Below are 16,679 nucleotides of genomic sequence, written 5' to 3' on the forward strand. Positions count from 1 at the left end.
ATGCCTGAACTAAGGCAGGGTCATTTGGGAAAGACTGACGCACCCAAGCGATTTTAATTACGTTACTTCACCAAGGGGTCATGTTAATCAGCAATAATACCGTATCGGGCCAGAACGTAACTGAATATATCAATGTATGCTTACTGGATACTGCTGGGGTTAGCCAGTCGAGCGTAAATTATGCGGCAGCGGATCAGGACCTGGCGTATGTTAAAGCTCAGCAGGCCGCGGGCTTAACCGGAATTGTTATCGATACTGATGTAAACGGCGGAAGCGGCAAAATTGCCGGCGTAGAACTGGCGTATCAGCAGCAGTTTACGTTCTTACCGGGTTTGCTGTCTGGCTTAGGGATTAGTACCAACTACACCTATGCTGATAGTGAACAACCGGATGGAAATCCGCTATTGGACATTTCCAACCATACTTTTAACGGCCAGGTATATTGGGAGCATTCAGGCTTTCAGGTTCGTTTAGCCTATAACTGGCGAGATAAGTACCTGGATACCCAGGATGAGAAACGGGTACGTCCTGTGGGGGCGTTGGCTACCGGTATATATAATCGCACCGAAGCCGATGAACCGTTTTACGACCCTACCCTGGGTAATAACTACCGGGATGCCCAAGGCCAGTTAGATGTGTCAGCCAGTTACGATATTAACGACAACATAACGGTCGTGGCCAATGCGGTCAATTTAACCGGCGAGCCCACCATACAACTGTCTGAGCTGGGTAGTATCTGGCAGTACAGTGAATCAGATCGCCGCTATACGGTAGGAGTGCGGGCGCGTTGGTAAGCTAGTCAACCGTCCCAGGTTCTACCATGGCTGGCCGGCACCATCAAAATTATCCCGCCCAGCCTCGACCCTGTTTACGTCAGTGGGTAGCAAAGTGATGGCCTATTGCTCTGTTCCAGCAATAGGCCACCCACCTTTTGTTTCACGCTACCTCGCTGGAAACTGTTATTTACCAATGATGTTGTGATGCTTATATGAAAACTACACCCAAAATAATCTGCCTGACCGCCGTTTTAGCCAGCGCCTCGATCACCAGTGCGTGTTCAGGGCCAGCACCTACAGGTAACAACCACGCTGAGCGGGCGTCAACGCCGCCGGATAACGTGCCGGCCCAGGTCTTCGACCTGTCGCGCTGGAGTATTACCGTGCCATTGCATGGTGACGGCGATAACCGCGCCGACACGATCGGCGCGCACGCGCTACAACACTATCAGCTAGCGCATTTTTTCTATCTGGACGATAACCAGCATATGGTGTTTGCGTCCCCCAATAAGGCTATTACCTCGCCTAACTCCACCAATACCCGCAGCGAACTGCGCCAGGAATTTTTGGATGCGCAGGGCCAGCAGGTGATTTCCGGCGACTCCCGTAAAGGCTATTTCGCCCTCGCCTCCAATCCGCAGCCCGAGGCGTTTGCCGAAATCGGCGGAACGCTATCGGCCACCCTGCGGGTTGACCATGTGTCGCTAAATGTCGGTTATCCACAAAAACCACCGGCCTATTCTGTGGTGGTAGGGCAAATTCATGCAGCGAAAGTTGATGCTTTGCAAACTGACGAAGCCGGGCTTGGCTGGGGTAACGAACCACTTAAAATCTTTTATAAAAAATTTCCAGGCCACGCCACCGGTTCTGTGTTCTGGGCTTATGAACGCAATCTGCCAAAAGATGATCCCCACCGCACGGGCATTGATTATCCAGTCTGGGGTAATGGTTGGGAAAACGCGGCAGATCCTGGCACCCAGGGAATTGCGTTAGGAGAGTCATTCAGTTATACCGTCAAGGTAGACGGAGATGTTATGCATCTTGCGTTCTCCGCTAAAAATCATCCCACGGTAAAGCATCAGATTAATCTGGCGGACAACAAAGATGCTAACGGCCACCCTGATGAACATGACGATCCGCTCGGTTATAAAAACGACTGGCTGTTTTTTAAAGCTGGCGCGTACAACCAGTGCAGTACCAAGGATGCGCCAAGTTTTCGCTATCCGGCGTGCCCAGGCACAGGTAACTGGGAGGAAGACGAAGCTGCTGGTAACTATACCCGTGTAACGTTTTCGCACCTGTCATTACACCCTGGCGAAACAATCTCGGATTAGCAATGGCAGTGCGTATGATACGATACCCGCTTTCTATGGGGAACTGACCGCGATTTATTCATGAGAAAAACGTAGATGCCTAAAAACAAAGTAAGATTGGTTGATGTTGCAGCAAAAGCCGGCGTATCGGTAAGTACTGCATCCCAGTTTTTAAATGGCCGGCTGGATTTCATGTCTATAGACACCCAGTACAAACTGCAAAAGGTAATTAAGGAACTGAATTATGTTCCCAATAACATTGCACGAAGCCTGAAAACAAATAAAACCCGTACCCTTGGCGTGATTGTCCGTGACATTTCCAGCTATTACACCAGCCAGGCTATCCGTGGCATGGACGATTATTGTAAGAAACAAGGTTATGACTTATTTATAATACTGACTTTGACCCCCATACGGAAAAAAATGCGATCAATGCATTAGTACAACTTAACGTGGACGGCATCTTTATCGCTTCATGCGGCAATAATAGTGCGTTGATTGAAGAGACCGCCTAGCACCACGTCCCTGTGGTGCAATTTCAGGTAGAACACAGTAATTGTGATACCGGAATTGTGGTGGCCGACTACAAACGGGCCTCATTTGAAGCGACTGAATACCTGATAGAACTGGGCCACAAGAATATTTGTTTTGTGACCCAGGAGTTCGAAACAGTCACGTCCCGGCTGGAAAAATATCAGGGTTTTGCCGATGCCCATGCTAAGCATCAGCGCAAAGTCGACGAATCCTTAGTTGTACACTGGAGCCGTGCGCAAGGTCTGGGTTTCTCGATTGCGGATCTATTGGCTCGGGACGATCCGCCCACGGCTTTTTTTACCCAGCAAATCGCCATTACCATAGATGTGCTCAATGCGCTGGAACACGCCGGGGCCTGTATACCGCAGGAGGTATCGTTACTGGGCTTTGAAGAGATTCCGATGGCTGAGTATTTTAAGGTCCCGATTAGCGTGATTCGTCAGCAGCCCTATGAAATAGGCAGCGAAGCCGCGCGCTTATTACTAAATAAACTGCTGCATCCAAAATCGACCAATTCACGGATGCTGATACCCTGCTCGCTGGTAAAGCGTAAATCCTGTGCCCCGCCGCCGCTTAACCAGTGCGCCAAACACGCCTAGGGTAACAAATAAGCTGTGGGTGGTTCATGGACAAACGAGCGATAATCGGGTGGGCGATAATCGGGTAGGCGATAACCGGGCGGGCGATAACCACGCAGGGCTAACACCCGGTTAATCCTACTGCTTACTGGCTTTCAGCCCGGGTTATCAGTATTAGCTATCGGCCGGTTTCATAGTTTAACGCGCATCTTGGTATCGCTTGATGGGCGCGGCTATAAAGCAGTTTTGCTGTTTACCCGCTGCTTTACCGATTACACCAAAGGCGCTCCCCACTCCATTATGTTATGCAGTGGGGGCGTGCTGATAAACCGCCCCAGGCTGTATGCGCGCCGGTGATGCTAGCGCCTATGAAAGATAAAACTAAATTTTTGGATCGAATGCTTCGTGGGGGGCATCCGGATTGTGCACTACCGGGTCAATACCGGTATCAGCAAAATCAGCTTTGCTCAGTGAATGCATGTTATCGGTACACACATCTCCGCCCATCGAGCGGATAACACCGCACATTTCTTCTACTTTATGGTCCATCTGGTGCATATGTTCGAGCATAATGCCCATTGCATTCGCCACCGGATCAGGATTGTCAGGTGAGATAGCATATGCATCAAAACCATATTTTTGGGCAATACAGTGGCGTTTGTCGGTTTTGTTATCTGCATCTTGCCGATTCGCTGCCGAAGTCACCACCCGGCCAGGTATACCCACCACAGTTGAGCCTGGCGGCGCACTTTTCACCACCACCGAATTTGAGCCTACTTTAGCACCTTCGCCAATGGTGATAGGCCCCAGCACTTTTGCCCCAGCCCCCACCACTACATTATTTTCCAGTGTCGGATGGCGTTTGCCCGCTTGCCACGAGGTGCCGCCCAAGGTTACACCATGGTATAGCGTAACATCATCACCAATTTCGGCGGTTTCACCAATGACCACCCCCATACCGTGATCAATAAAAAAGCGGCGGCCAAGGGTTGCCCCCGGGTGAATTTCAATACCAGTTAACCAGCGGCTAAAGGTCGACACACTGCGCGCCAGCCATTTAAAGTCAGCTCGCCACAATCGGTGGCTTACCCGATGCATCCAGATGGCATGTAAACCCGGATAGTTGGTTAAAACCTCAAAGGTGTTTCGGGCTGCCGGGTCACGGTGAAACACCGCGGCAATATCTTCTTTCATACGTGAAAACATGGGTGCTCTTAGTCTTTTTTAACAGCCTTATCGATAGACGATAATATGCCGCGCAGGATATTTAGCTCTTGGGATTCAGGCCGTGCTCGGTTGAACAATCGGCGCAACTTGGTCATCACCATACCGGGATGATTTTTTACCACGAAGCTGGTACCCAGCAAGGTGCTTTCCAGGTGTTGGTAAAACCGTTCAAGATCCTCATTTAAGGGATACTCTGCCGGCTCTGTAGGGATTGCATCTTTGGCCAGCCATGCCATGCGAACTTCATAGCTCAGGGTTTGCACAGCCATCGCCAGGTTCAGCGAACTGTATTCAGGATTAGCCGGAATACACACATGATAGTGGCACTGCTGTAACTCTTCGTTGGTCAGGCCATTGTTTTCCCGACCAAATACCAGCGCCACCGGGTAGTTAGCAACTTCCGCGATCATTTTTTCGCCGCAGCCCCGCGGTTCCAGCATGGGCCATGAATGGGTCCGCGAACGGGCTGAGGTGCCTACGACCAACCCACAGTCAGCCACGGCTTCTTCTAAAGTCGCTACGGTAGTTGCATTGGCCAGCACATCGCCCGCTCCGGCTGCCAGCGCACTGGATTTACCGTCTGGCGGGGCTACCGGGTCCACCAGATACAGGTTGCTTAGCCCCATGGTTTTCATAGCCCGGGCTGCCGAGCCTATATTGCCCGTGTGTGACGTGTTGACGAGGACAATTCTGATATTTTCCAGCATGGTTCGTTATGTCTGCGTTGGTTGCATTATGTGGGGCGAATAATATCACAGCAGAGCTCTAGATGGCTATTTTGACCCGACCGTTAAATATTCCGGCATTGCAACAGTCCTGTCATTGCATATTGCGCCCAGGGTAGGTAAACTTCGCGCGTTTTTATCGGGGCGTTCTATGCGCCGCCGACTTCGATCTTTTACAATTGGTGGTGACTATATGCATCCTATGCTGAATATTGCGGTGCGCGCTGCGCGCGTGGCTGGAACAATTATTGTCCGTGGTTTTGAAAACCGCGATGACTTGCAACTGCAGGAAAAAGGCAGTAACGATTATGTAACCCATATCGACAAGGAAGCAGAAAAAGCGATCATCAACAAAATTCGTCAGTCTTTTCCTACCCATGGATTTTTAGGCGAAGAAAGTGGTGAAACGCAGGGTGAAGACCCAGATTTTCAGTGGATAATCGACCCGCTGGATGGCACCACCAATTTTATCAAAGGCATTCCCCATTTTGCCGTTTCCATTGCCCTTTTATACAAAGGCCGTCTTGACCAGGCGGTGGTATTTGACCCTATCCGGGGCGAAATTTTTACCGCAAGCCGAGGTAAAGGTGCCCAGCTGAACGGTTACCGCTTACGGGTGACCAAACCGCGCGACCTGACCAACACTGTACTGGCTACCGGTCTGCCTTTTAAAAATAAAAAGCAATATGGCGAGTTTGCCTTAAGCCTGAACAAAATTTTCCATGAGTGTGGCGACATTCGCCGTGCTGGTAGCGCCGCGCTGGATTTGGCTTATGTCGCTGCAGGCCGCTACGATGGCTACTGGGAACGTGGCATTAACAGCTGGGATATCGCAGCCGGCGAGTTGTTGGTGCGTGAGTCAGGCGGTTTGGTTACCGACTATACCGGCGGCAATGATCCGCTGTTCAAGGGCGAAGTCGTTGCAGGTAGCCCCAAGGTTGTGCAAGGGCTGGTCAAGCACCTTAAATAAGGCTGCCTGGTTAGCGGTTAGCATTGCGCTATTCGGATCTCATCGATCGCCGCTATTTTACCGCGTAGGCTTTGCACTACAGACACCATCAAAGCGCACCTATCGGTGCGCTTTTTTTATGTTCTTTAGCGGCTGCCCTGCCTTTCTGCTGGCCTATTTGCTAACCGCTTTCTGGCATGGCTTGGCAGGCATAGCTTGATAGGTTTAGCTTGATAGGTTTAGCTTGGTAGGTCTAACTTGCTAGGTTTAGCTTTTTAGATTTTAACTCTCCGGGTAAAGCTTCCAGGTTATCGTTTCCTCCATATCGCTTCATAGCGATAGCGCAGAGGAACGGTCTATCAACCCCTTAAAGCGCCATTAATTTACCCCTTAACTTATGCCCGAAGCCTTCTATCCTGCATGGGTATTCTCACCCTGCCCCTTCGAGCTGGTTCAATAAACGGATTAATCCGACCCCGTCCGGGTACGCGCTTTAGTAAAGCCGCGTTATCAGGTTTGTTTACCCGCCCACACATTTAACTACCGTGCGCCACAAACCACCGCGCCAGGGGTATACCTCGCTAAAGCTAGCGGGCCGCCCTGCTTCTGCATCAGTAAATCATATTGGTAGACAGCCACTGGCGAAATCATCCTAAAAAGCCGCAGGGGCGACAGATGGCTTTGGCACATAAAAAAACCGCTCAAAGGAGCGGTTTTTTTATTCAAATACCCGGCTTGTTTAGGGCAGCGGGTCCATATCGGCGCCTTCTTTTTCCACCTGTGGCGGCATCAAATCTTCTTTGCTGATACCCAGCGCTAACGCAACTGAGCTGGCAATATAGATAGATGAGTAGGTTCCAATTACTACACCGAACAGCAATGCTGTGGCAAACCCATGAATCAGGGCGCCGCCTTTATAGAACAAGGCGATGAGTACCAGCGCAGTGGTCAGCGAGGTAATAATGGTTCTGTTCAAGGTTTGCGTGAGTGAGATGTTAACAATCTCAACCGGCTCACCTTTACGAATTTTGCGGAAGTTTTCACGAATCCGGTCACACACTACGATGGTATCGTTAAGTGAGTAACCAATAACCGCAAGCACAGCCGCTAACACCGTCAGGTCAAATTCAATCTGCAACACTGAAAACAGCCCCAGCGTAAGCATTACATCGTGTACCAATGCTGCTACTGAGCCTAAGGCAAAGCGCCATTCAAAACGCATCGCAACATATAGTAGTATACAAATCAGGGCCACCAGCATCGCCAGACCACCCTGCTCGGTAAGTTCCTCGCCCACATTCGGGCCAACGAACTCAATACGACGCATTTCTACTGCCGTCCCTTCAGAGCGCAGAGCGCGTAATACCTGATCGCCAATCACCGCCGATTTCACGCCATCGCGCGGAGCTATGCGAATCAGCACATCTTCACTGGAACCGAAGTTCTGTACTATGGCATCGGCGAAATCAGCATTATTGAGCTGGTTACGAATAGACGACAATTTTGCCGGTTCCTCATACCCCACTTCAATCAGCGTACCGCCGGTGAAGTCCAGGCCCCAGTTAAGGCCATTCACTGCCAGTGAACCGATAGACCCTACAATAAGCAAGGTGGAAAAAATCATCGTAGCCATGCGCAGGCGCATGAAATTGACGGTGCCGGATAAATTGATTAAACGCATTCGCTTTACTCCTTAAATCGCCAATTTCTTAACTTTACGTCCGCCCCACACCGCATTGACGATAATGCGGGTAAGTAGAATGGCCGTAAACATGGATGTTGCTATACCTATCATCAGGGTAATCGAGAAGCCTTTTATCGGCCCGGTACCCACGGCAAACAAAATAAGGCCGGCGATGAAGGTGGTAATGTTGGCATCAAGAATAGTGGAAAATGCGCTGTCGTATCCTGAATTAATGGCCTGCTGCGGGCTGCGCCCGTCGCGTAATTCTTCGCGGATACGTTCAAATATCAGCACGTTGGCATCTACCGCCATACCGACGGTCAGTACGATACCGGCCATACCGGGTAACGTTAATGTCGCACCGGGAATCATCGACATAATACCGACAATCATCACCATGTTAGACACCAGCGCAATATTCGCCACAATACCGAAGGCTTTGTAGTAAATCAGCATAAAGACTAAAACAGCCAGCAGGCCATACACAATTGCCTGCATACCCAGTTCAATATTTTCCTGGCCTAAGCTGGGGCCTACTGTGCGTTCTTCCACAATTTGAATGGGCGCAATTAACGCACCAGCACGCAATAATAATGCAAGGTCACGGGCTTCTTTGGGTGAGTCCAGGCCGGTAATTCTAAAACTACTACCCAATTGCGCCTGAATGGTGGCAACCGAGATGACTTCTTCGTGCTTTTCGAACATTAGCTTACCCTGCGCGTTTTTCTCGCCGGTGGCTTTATATTCAATAAACACGGTGGCCATAGGCTTACCGATATTGCCACGGGTACCCCGGGACATTTTGTTGCCGCCTTCTGAGTCCAGCGAGATATTTACCTGCGCAATACCATATTCATCGACGCTGTTATTCGCATCGATAATATGGTTACCCGTTAGCATGATTTTTTTCTCTAGCAACTGGGGCTGGCCGTTTTTATCTTCAATCAGTTGCGAACCTGGCGGTACCCGACCATTAATGGCATCGCGAACATCGTTATCCTGATCCAGCAAGCGAAATTCCAGCGTAGCAGTAGCATTCAGAATTTCTTTGGCGCGCGCGGTGTCCTGAACACCAGGTAGCTGCACCACAATCCTATCTGCACCTTGTTTTTGAATCAGTGGCTCGGCCACCCCTAGCTGGTTAACCCGGTTACGCAAAATAGTAATGTTTTGCTTCACCGCATAATCGCGAATCTCTTTAAGCTTGTCTTCAGAGAAGGTCGCGCGCAGAACCATATCGCCCGCTTCGGTAAACGCTAGATCGCGGTTACGGTTGCGCAGGAAAAACTGGGCTTTTTCTAAGGTTTCATCATCGCGGAATTTGATATCAACATGATTGTCACGTTTAGTCACCGTACGATAGCGGATTTTTTCTTCACGCAAAGCGGTCCGGAAATCACTTTCCGCGTCTTCCAGCGATTTGGCAATCGCTTCGCTCATGTCTACTTCCATCAGGAAGTGCACGCCACCGCGTAAGTCCAGACCTAGTTTCATCGGCGAGGCCCCCAAATCTTCAAGCCATTGGGGTGTATCAGCGGCCAGGTTCATCGCCACGATGTAATCGCCACCCAACGCTCGCTCTAGCATTTCGCGTGCTTTTAGCTGATCTTCAGACCCGGTCAAACGCACCAGAATTTGTTCATTTTCAAACTCTACACGCTTCGGGCTGATATCATTGGCGGCCAGGGTTTGCTCAACCTGCGAGACCATCTGCTTAGTCACAACGGCGTCGCGGCCAGCAGAAATTTGCACGGCGTTGTCTTCACCGTAAATATTTGGAAGGGCATACAAGGCACAAAGCCCTACAAAAAGGAGCGCCAGTAGCACCTTCCAGACAGAATTCTTATTTAACACAGACAAATTCCTTTTTGCCGAACGCCGGAGATGGTTTATCCGGCTCCGGCGTAGAACTTATTAGATTGCTTTCATTGTGCCTTTAGGCAAAACGGCGGTAACTGACGATTTTTGCACTACGATGTTATTGGTTTCGTTAAGTGCAATTTCGATAAAGTCTTTGTCTTCGGCTACTTTAGTAATACGACCTACCAGGCCACCCTGCGTAAGTACTTCATCACCCTTACCCAATGACGACACCAGGTTTTTATGCTCTTTTACCCGCTTAGCCTGAGGACGATACAGCAGGAAGTAAAAAATCAGACCAAACACACCCAGCATAATTAGCATTTCGAAGCCGCCACCTTCAGGTGAACCACCGGCTGACTGTGCGTAAGCGTTTGAAATGAATAAGCTCATAATATTCCTCTATTTTCGTTGTTGTTATAGTGCCGGTACCGGCATCTCTTTTTGTGCGTAAAATTCGCTGACGAAGTCGTCCAGCGTGCCGGCGTCCAGGGCATCGCGTAACCCTTGCATTACCCGCTGATAATAACGCAGGTTATGAATGGTATTAAGGCGGGCACCCAAAATCTCGTTACACTTATCTAAATGATGTAAGTAAGACCGTGAATAATGCTGACAGGTGTAGCAGTCGCAGTTTTCGTCCAGTGCTGAAGTATCGGTACGATGTTTTGCATTGCGAATTTTTACCACACCTTCGGTGACAAACAAATGACCGTTACGGGCATTTCGGGTCGGCATAACACAATCAAACATATCTACGCCCCGACGTACCGCTTCAACGATATCTTCCGGTTTCCCCACCCCCATCAAATAGCGAGGTTTGTTATCTGGAATCTGATGCGCGGTATGCTCGATAATGCGAATCATGTCTTCTTTAGGCTCACCTACCGACAAGCCGCCGATAGCGTAACCATCAAAACCGATGTCTTCCAGACCCGCTAACGATACATCGCGCAGTTCTTCGTACATACCGCCTTGTATAATACCAAATAGCGCTGCGGGGTTGTCACCGTGCGCGGTTTTGCTACGTTCGGCCCAGCGTAAAGACATTTCCATCGACAAGCGAGCTTCCTGTTCGGTCGCCGGGAACGGGGTACACTCATCGAAAATCATCACGATATCAGAACCAAGGTCACGCTGTACTTCCATCGACTTTTCCGGGGTCAGCAAAATTTTCTCACCATTGATGGGCGAGCGAAAGGTTACCCCTTCTTCGGTAATTTTGCGTAAATCGCCCAGGCTGAAAACCTGAAAACCGCCGGAGTCAGTCAGTATGGGCTTGTCCCAATGCATGAAGTCATGCAGGTCACCATGCTGGCGAATAATGCTGGTACCAGGTCGCAGCATCAAATGAAAGGTGTTACCCAGACAAATGTGCGCGCCGCTGTCTTTCAGCTCTTCAGGCGTCATGCCTTTTACCGTGCCATAAGTGCCTACCGGCATAAACGCCGGGGTTTCTACTTCACCACGGTCAAACTTCAGACGTCCGCGTCTGGCTTTACCTTCTGTTTTTAACAACTCAAATTGCATGAATATGCTATTCCCAATAACAGGCGCCCAGGCGCCGGGGTCAAAAATAATTGGCGGCGATTATACCAGTTCTGCGCTACAGATCATGTCCGGATATGGCCACAGACCACAAATTTTACGCAGGTTACCAGCAATCATGCTTTTTCAATAAACATACTGTCGCCATAACTAAAGAAACGGTAGTCGTTATCTATGGCTTGTTGATAGGCATTCATTACATTATCGCGCCCCGCAAATGCGCTGATCAGCATCATCAGGGTAGACTCAGGCAAATGAAAATTAGTGAACATTGCATCGATCACTTTAAAATTGAAGCCTGGGTAAATAAAAATGTCGGTATCCGCAAAAAACGGCGCAATTAATTCCTGTTCAGCGGCTTTGGCAGCGGACTCAATAGAACGCACCGACGTGGTGCCTACCGCAATGACTCGCTTACCCGCAGCTTTGGTGCGTAATACCGCTTCGACTACCGCTTCGTCAACCTCGGCATATTCAGCATGCATTTGGTGCTCTAGAATATTGTCCACCCGCACCGGCTGGAAGGTACCCGCCCCTACGTGCAGGGTCACAAAACCTAACGTAACCCCTTTATTGCGTAAGGCGGTGAGAATAGCATCATCAAAATGCAAGCCCGCCGTGGGCGCCGCTACCGCACCGGGCTTTTGATTGTACACAGTCTGGTAGCGCTCTTTATCGCTGGTTTCATCTGGCCGGTCGATGTAAGGCGGTAACGGCATGTGGCCGTAGGCTTCCAGCAGGTTAAGCACACTTTGGTCATGCTCAAACTGTAAATGGAACAAGGCATCCTGGCGACCAATCACGGTCACATTGACATGTTCTTCAAGCACCAGCCCGGCCCCAGGCTTCGGGGCTTTGCTGGCACGCACGTGGGCCAGTACCGTATCGTCCGGTAAAATACGCTCTACCAACACTTCTACCTGGCCGCCGGTGGCCTTTTTACCTTTCAACCGGGCCGGAATAACCCGCGTATTGTTGAAAATTAATAGATCGCCTTCGTCTACCAACTCCAGCATATCAGTGAACATACGGTGACTGACGGTCCCCGTCGGGCCGTGCAAATGCATCAGTCGGCTCGCACTGCGCTGCTGTGTGGGGTACTTTGCAATCAGTTTTTCAGGCAAAGAAAAGTTAAATTCACTTAGTTTCATTTACAGTACCAACACCTAACCTGTTGAAGAAAAAAGAACTCCTGCGTACGCAGGTATACATAATAATACGTTTATATTTTACCCGATACGGTTAATAAATATACTTTCGCTCTTAAACGGTTAAGATAGCACCTGAATAGAGATGATGTTCTCCAAGCAAATCCTATTTCTTTTAGCCCGGCACGCTGAGCCGGGCTTTTCTTTATCCCGCTTTTGCAACGCTTGTCCCACGTTACCTTATTTATCTTACCCAAACTCAATGGTTTAAGTTATAGCCTGAGCAATGGCATCTTATCGTAGTTAACGCCAATATCGGCAGACAGTTTACCCGTGTTCGTCTTCAAGATCAGTCAGGATTTCCTGTAATTCCTGCATATCCATCGGGCGGGCGTTTAGTACCATAAGTATTTGCAATAACAAATCTGCCCCCATAATGCCTTTATTGACTTTGTTACGCAGGTTATCTGCGCTCTGTGTCACCCCAATATGGGCCAGGCGTTCGCTAAGCTGCTGGTATTTGACGCCGCGGACGCTCATTTGGGCTTTTACGATGCGTTCTACTACTGAACGCCAGTTTTTCTGCGTTGTCACATAATCACCATTTGTGAGTTATAATTTACAAAGAAACATTTTTTTACACATTGGAATGCTATTTATTATTGACCATTAGACCCAATCTTGTCTACACTGAGCTGGCGAATGTTGGCGGCCCGAAAGATTGTGGTTACAGTAGCTGTCATTATTTTCGCTTCACGACCTAAAGGAGAGACTCTATGAGCTGGGATCTGACACAGCTTGAATCCCTGTTAAAGCAGTACGACGACTATGTTGTTACTAAAGAAGAAGGCTGTTTACTCATTGCCAACCGGGATGGCATTGATGCGTGGCTGGCGATCAGCGGCGAACAGTTATTAGTAGAAAGTCTGTTGTTTGCTGCCAGCCAGGTTAAAGACAAAGCCGCGCTGGATCATGAAATTTTATCGTCCCATATGGTATTCCCCCTCACCACAGTGGGCATTTCTACCATTAATGGCGAAGAATACTACACCGCTTTTGGCGCACTCAGTGCCCAGTCAAAAGCAGAAAGTGTTGTGATTGAAGTTGAAACATTGTTTCAAAATGTCGCATCGTTTTTAGATGCCTACGAAACACATCTTCAATAACGTTATACCCACAGGAGAAGCGAATGTCTGTTTGGAAAAAGCTTATTACCGCAGTAAAAGGCGGAGCAACTGAAGCGGCCGAAGCCGTGGCCGATAGTCAGGCTATCCGTATTCTGGATCAGGAAATACGCGAAGCAAAAGAAGAATTGCGTAAATCTGACCACGCCCGCACGCAAATTTTAGCTAAGTGCAAGTTGTCACAGCAAAAAATTGATAGCTTCAATGCTTCTATCAGTGAATATGAAGCCCATGCGCGTAAAGCCGTCGATACCGACCGTGAGCTGGCGCTTGATTGTGCCCGCAAAGTGTCTGAGCTGAAAGAAGAACGTGCCCAGGAACAGGCTTACCTGGACCAGTTCAAGCAATCTGAAAAACAGCTGGCAGGCAATATTCAGCAAGCCAAAGCAAACCTGCGCCGCTTGGAACAACAAGTGGATATGGTTAAAGCCACTGAAAGTGTGCAGAAGGCGCAGGTGGCGGTATCGTCACGCCATATGGGCGCGAACAGTAAAATGAAAACCGCCACAGAGTCGTTGTCGCGCATTCAGGATAAGCAGAAAACCCGTTCTGCAGAATTGGAAGCTGCCGAAGAGCTGGCCAGCGAAGATTCTAACACCGACCTGGAACAGCGTTTATCGCAAGCAGGTATCAAAGGTGGGCAAACATCTGCCGATGATGAACTCAGTCGTATTCTGGGTAAATAACTCAGACTACATTAACAGGGCGCTTTTTAGCGCCCTGTTTGTTATGGTGCGCCGGTGCATGAGCGGGCGGGCTGACCAACGGTGACCGGGCCGCTGACATTTACACAAGCGCATGTACAGTATTACTATACCTTTTCAGGCAGGTTATCATTGCATAAGGAATAAGGCATCGTGCATCGTTGCCCGGTGGGTTGCATACCGGCCGGCTTATTCATGCTTCCAGCGATAGCCTGATAGAACAAACAGAGCATAACCCGACACACTGAGAAGATATTCATTGAGCAGACAGGACGTTACCCCCCGATAGGTTCATGGGTTTACATCAGAAAACTCATGCTGCGTTACTTTAGCGAGTCGCGTTGGTATACCATTTTAGTGATTACCCTGATTTACGGGGTAACCAGCTATCTTATGCTGTTAGCCGCCGGTGAAACCATCCTGGTAGGCCAGCTTGATTTTATTTACTGGCTGGCGGTGACTGCCTCTACCGTAGGTTATGGCGATTTGTCGCCGCAATCGTCAGTTGGCAAACTTATTGTCGCCTTGTATGTCATTCCGGCGGGTTTGAGTATATTTGCGATGGTCATTGGCCGGGTAGCGGCCTGGGTAAGTAATCAGTGGCAAAAAGGATTAACAGGAATGAAGCCGTTGCACGTGCAAAACCATATTCTGGTGATTGGCTGGAATGAACAAAAAACCATGCTATTGCTCGATTTATTATTAAAAGAGCGAGAAGCGGTACCCGACCGGCCCGACATTGTCTTGTGTGTGAAAGCCGATATCACCAATCCTATGCCCGGACAGGTTGAATTTGTACATGTGGAATCGTTTAACAAAGACAGTGACATGGACCGGGCCTGCGTGGCTAGCGCTGGGGTAATTTTGATTGATAACCCGCAAGATGACGTTACCCTGACCACGGCTTTGTATTGTACTCAGCGTAACCCCAATGCCCATCAGGTAGCATATTTTACCGACGACTCACTGGTTAACCTGCTAAAAACCCATTGCCCAAATGTAGAATGTACGCCCAGTGTGGCGGTAGAAATGCTGGCCAAATCTGTGTTTGATCCCGGCTCGAGTATGCTGCACCACGACTTGTTAAGCGTAGATGCTGGCCAGGCGCAGTTCTCTGTAGGTCTGCCAGCGCATTGCGCCAGCATGACGGTAGGCCAGCTATTTATTGGCCTGAAAAAACATTACGATGCTATTTTCATTGGTTATGCGCCGGGTGGCGTATATCAGAAAATGGTGGTAAACCCAGAGTTCGACGACACTTTGTCGCCCAAAGACACCATTTTTTATATCGCCGGTAATCGCATTCACAATATCGATTGGTCAAAACTGGCTGGCTAATGCCAGTTCGACATTAACAGGAGCCTGCACCATGTTCAGTAAACTATTTGGTGGTAAAAAAGCCCCCCAAAAGCCAACCGCACCCGAGATCATGGGCTTGTATTTAGGCGGTTCGTTTGAACTGGCTGACCTGAAACTACGCCTGATTGAACCTGAATTAACTATTGAAGGCTGCGCCCGCTCGCAGCTTATCCAGGCGGTAGGCCAGGCAGAACTTGATTCAGGCGGTACGTTGCTGCGGTTTTATACCGATGATGAAGCCTTTTTACAGGTAGTGACCGACGGTGGACTGACCGAAAACCACATTACCGACGTAAAACTCTGGCATTTTTATGAAACCCGTACAATTGGCAGCGATGCCCAATGGCGTGATAGTCTGGATAACCTGATTTCACAACCTACTTATAGCCTCAACGGGCATACCTATACACGGGTATGGGACGCAGTGGGGGATACCTCGCCCCCGGTTGCGGTGACCGAGAAAACCTATGAGGAAGATGGCGACACCAGCACAACCGACCAGTTTATGATGCTGTACGAACGGCCCCTGGATAATGACCGCTTTGAGTCATTGCTGGTGGCAGGTGAAGAAAAAATTATTGGCAATAACAAAGACCGTTGCCTGGTGATCAGCACCGGCTTTGATATTCAGCCTTCTGATATAACAATTAACGGCTAAAGGACATTTGTATGGATACCATCATGGCATCACTGGCGGGGTTGGATAACTTTGCCCTGTATTTTGTACTCTCGGTAATATTTTTGTTTATTTTTAAATTCGTCTACGCAATGGTTACCCCGCATGACGAGTGGAAACTGGTTAAAGAAGATAAAAATGTGGCGGCAGCAATAGGTTTTGGCGGCGCAATTATCGGCTTTTCAATTGCTTTATCCGGCGCAGCATCTAATTCGTTGTCGGTGATTGATTTTGCCATCTGGGGCGTGGTGGCGATTATTGCCCAGTCGCTGGCTTTTGCGCTGTTACGCTTTAGCTTTATGCCACGTATTGCCGAACGTATTAATAACAACGAAGTGTCTGCTGGCACCATGCTGGCCGCAATGTCTATTGCGGTAGGTATGTTGAATGCTGCCTGCATGACATATTAATCAA

The 16,679-nt window shown here is 49.2% G+C and carries 17 protein-coding genes and 1 pseudogene; 10 read left to right on the forward strand and 8 right to left on the reverse strand.

Translation table 11 applies throughout. The features are described 5' to 3' along the window. Positions 1-89: 89 nt before the first annotated feature. The 4 genes and pseudogenes from D0Y50_RS13610 to D0Y50_RS19970 all read left to right on the forward strand — a co-directional run. Positions 90-794: pseudogene (locus D0Y50_RS13610) on the forward strand (TonB-dependent receptor domain-containing protein); the annotation flags it as partial. Between the two features lie 194 nt (positions 795-988). Further along, entirely contained in the window at positions 989-2,110 is a 1,122-nt protein-coding gene (locus D0Y50_RS13615) for a polysaccharide lyase family 7 protein (protein ID WP_108565968.1), read from the forward strand. A gap of 75 nt (positions 2,111-2,185) precedes the next feature. Next, positions 2,186-2,530: a LacI family DNA-binding transcriptional regulator gene (locus D0Y50_RS19965; RefSeq protein WP_332308354.1), complete on the forward strand. Its 345-nt coding sequence runs from the start codon at positions 2,186-2,188 to the stop codon at positions 2,528-2,530. Between the two features lie 86 nt (positions 2,531-2,616). Beyond that, positions 2,617-3,222, forward strand: a complete 606-nt coding sequence (locus D0Y50_RS19970) for a substrate-binding domain-containing protein (protein ID WP_332308355.1) — start codon at positions 2,617-2,619, stop codon at positions 3,220-3,222. Between the two features lie 360 nt (positions 3,223-3,582). On the opposite strand, the gene cysE is transcribed toward D0Y50_RS19970, so the two are convergent. Together cysE and trmJ are read right to left on the reverse strand one after the other, a co-directional pair. After that, a complete protein-coding gene (gene cysE, locus D0Y50_RS13625) occupies positions 3,583-4,407 on the reverse strand; it encodes a serine O-acetyltransferase (protein ID WP_108565967.1) in 825 nt (274 codons plus the stop codon). Positions 4,408-4,415: 8 nt separating this feature from the next. Beyond that, a complete protein-coding gene (gene trmJ, locus D0Y50_RS13630) occupies positions 4,416-5,135 on the reverse strand; it encodes a tRNA (cytosine(32)/uridine(32)-2'-O)-methyltransferase TrmJ (RefSeq protein WP_108565966.1) in 720 nt (239 codons plus the stop codon). Between the two features lie 211 nt (positions 5,136-5,346). On the opposite strand from trmJ, the gene suhB reads away from it, so the two are divergent. After that, positions 5,347-6,123 (forward strand): inositol-1-monophosphatase, encoded by a 777-nt coding sequence (gene suhB, locus D0Y50_RS13635; RefSeq protein WP_108566127.1) that lies wholly within the window; start codon positions 5,347-5,349, stop codon positions 6,121-6,123. Positions 6,124-6,841: 718 nt separating this feature from the next. Here the strand turns inward: suhB and secF are convergent. The 6 genes from secF to D0Y50_RS13665 all read right to left on the reverse strand — a co-directional run bounded on the left by secF (position 6,842) and on the right by D0Y50_RS13665 (position 12,882). Then, positions 6,842-7,783 carry a protein translocase subunit SecF gene (secF, locus tag D0Y50_RS13640; RefSeq protein WP_108565965.1) on the reverse strand — a complete coding sequence of 314 codons (942 nt, stop codon included), beginning with the start codon at positions 7,781-7,783 and terminating at the stop codon, positions 6,842-6,844. Positions 7,784-7,795: 12 nt separating this feature from the next. Next, a complete protein-coding gene (gene secD / locus D0Y50_RS13645; RefSeq protein ID WP_117317399.1) occupies positions 7,796-9,640 on the reverse strand; it encodes a protein translocase subunit SecD in 1,845 nt (614 codons plus the stop codon). A 60-nt stretch (positions 9,641-9,700) separates the two neighbouring features. Further along, positions 9,701-10,039 carry a preprotein translocase subunit YajC gene (gene yajC / locus D0Y50_RS13650; protein ID WP_108565963.1) on the reverse strand — a complete coding sequence of 113 codons (339 nt, stop codon included), beginning with the start codon at positions 10,037-10,039 and terminating at the stop codon, positions 9,701-9,703. Between the two features lie 24 nt (positions 10,040-10,063). After that, a complete protein-coding gene (tgt, locus tag D0Y50_RS13655) occupies positions 10,064-11,176 on the reverse strand; it encodes a tRNA guanosine(34) transglycosylase Tgt (protein ID WP_108565962.1) in 1,113 nt (370 codons plus the stop codon). Between the two features lie 134 nt (positions 11,177-11,310). Then, complete coding sequence (gene queA, locus D0Y50_RS13660; protein WP_117317402.1) at positions 11,311-12,345, reverse strand: tRNA preQ1(34) S-adenosylmethionine ribosyltransferase-isomerase QueA; 1,035 nt, start codon at positions 12,343-12,345, stop codon at positions 11,311-11,313. A gap of 324 nt (positions 12,346-12,669) precedes the next feature. After that, positions 12,670-12,882, reverse strand: a complete 213-nt coding sequence (locus D0Y50_RS13665) for a DUF6471 domain-containing protein (protein WP_232366522.1) — start codon at positions 12,880-12,882, stop codon at positions 12,670-12,672. A 236-nt stretch (positions 12,883-13,118) separates the two neighbouring features. On the opposite strand from D0Y50_RS13665, the gene D0Y50_RS13670 reads away from it, so the two are divergent. The 5 genes from D0Y50_RS13670 to D0Y50_RS13690 all read left to right on the forward strand — a co-directional run bounded on the left by D0Y50_RS13670 (position 13,119) and on the right by D0Y50_RS13690 (position 16,675). Further along, the gene (locus tag D0Y50_RS13670; protein ID WP_108565959.1) at positions 13,119-13,508 is read left to right on the forward strand and encodes a DUF2170 family protein; all 390 of its coding nucleotides are present in this window, start codon (positions 13,119-13,121) and stop codon (positions 13,506-13,508) included. A 23-nt stretch (positions 13,509-13,531) separates the two neighbouring features. Beyond that, positions 13,532-14,212, forward strand: coding sequence for a PspA/IM30 family protein (locus D0Y50_RS13675; RefSeq protein ID WP_117317404.1), 681 nt, complete (start codon positions 13,532-13,534; stop codon positions 14,210-14,212). A 333-nt stretch (positions 14,213-14,545) separates the two neighbouring features. Next, positions 14,546-15,568 (forward strand): potassium channel protein, encoded by a 1,023-nt coding sequence (locus tag D0Y50_RS13680; protein WP_108565957.1) that lies wholly within the window; start codon positions 14,546-14,548, stop codon positions 15,566-15,568. 31 nt (positions 15,569-15,599) lie between these two features. Beyond that, positions 15,600-16,247: a YjfK family protein gene (locus D0Y50_RS13685; protein WP_108565956.1), complete on the forward strand. Its 648-nt coding sequence runs from the start codon at positions 15,600-15,602 to the stop codon at positions 16,245-16,247. Between the two features lie 11 nt (positions 16,248-16,258). Further along, a complete protein-coding gene (locus D0Y50_RS13690) occupies positions 16,259-16,675 on the forward strand; it encodes a DUF350 domain-containing protein (protein WP_108565955.1) in 417 nt (138 codons plus the stop codon). The last annotated feature ends 4 nt before the right edge of the window (positions 16,676-16,679 follow it).

The organism is Salinimonas sediminis (genome assembly GCF_003429285.1).
Lineage (GTDB): Bacteria > Pseudomonadota > Gammaproteobacteria > Enterobacterales > Alteromonadaceae > Alteromonas > Alteromonas indica.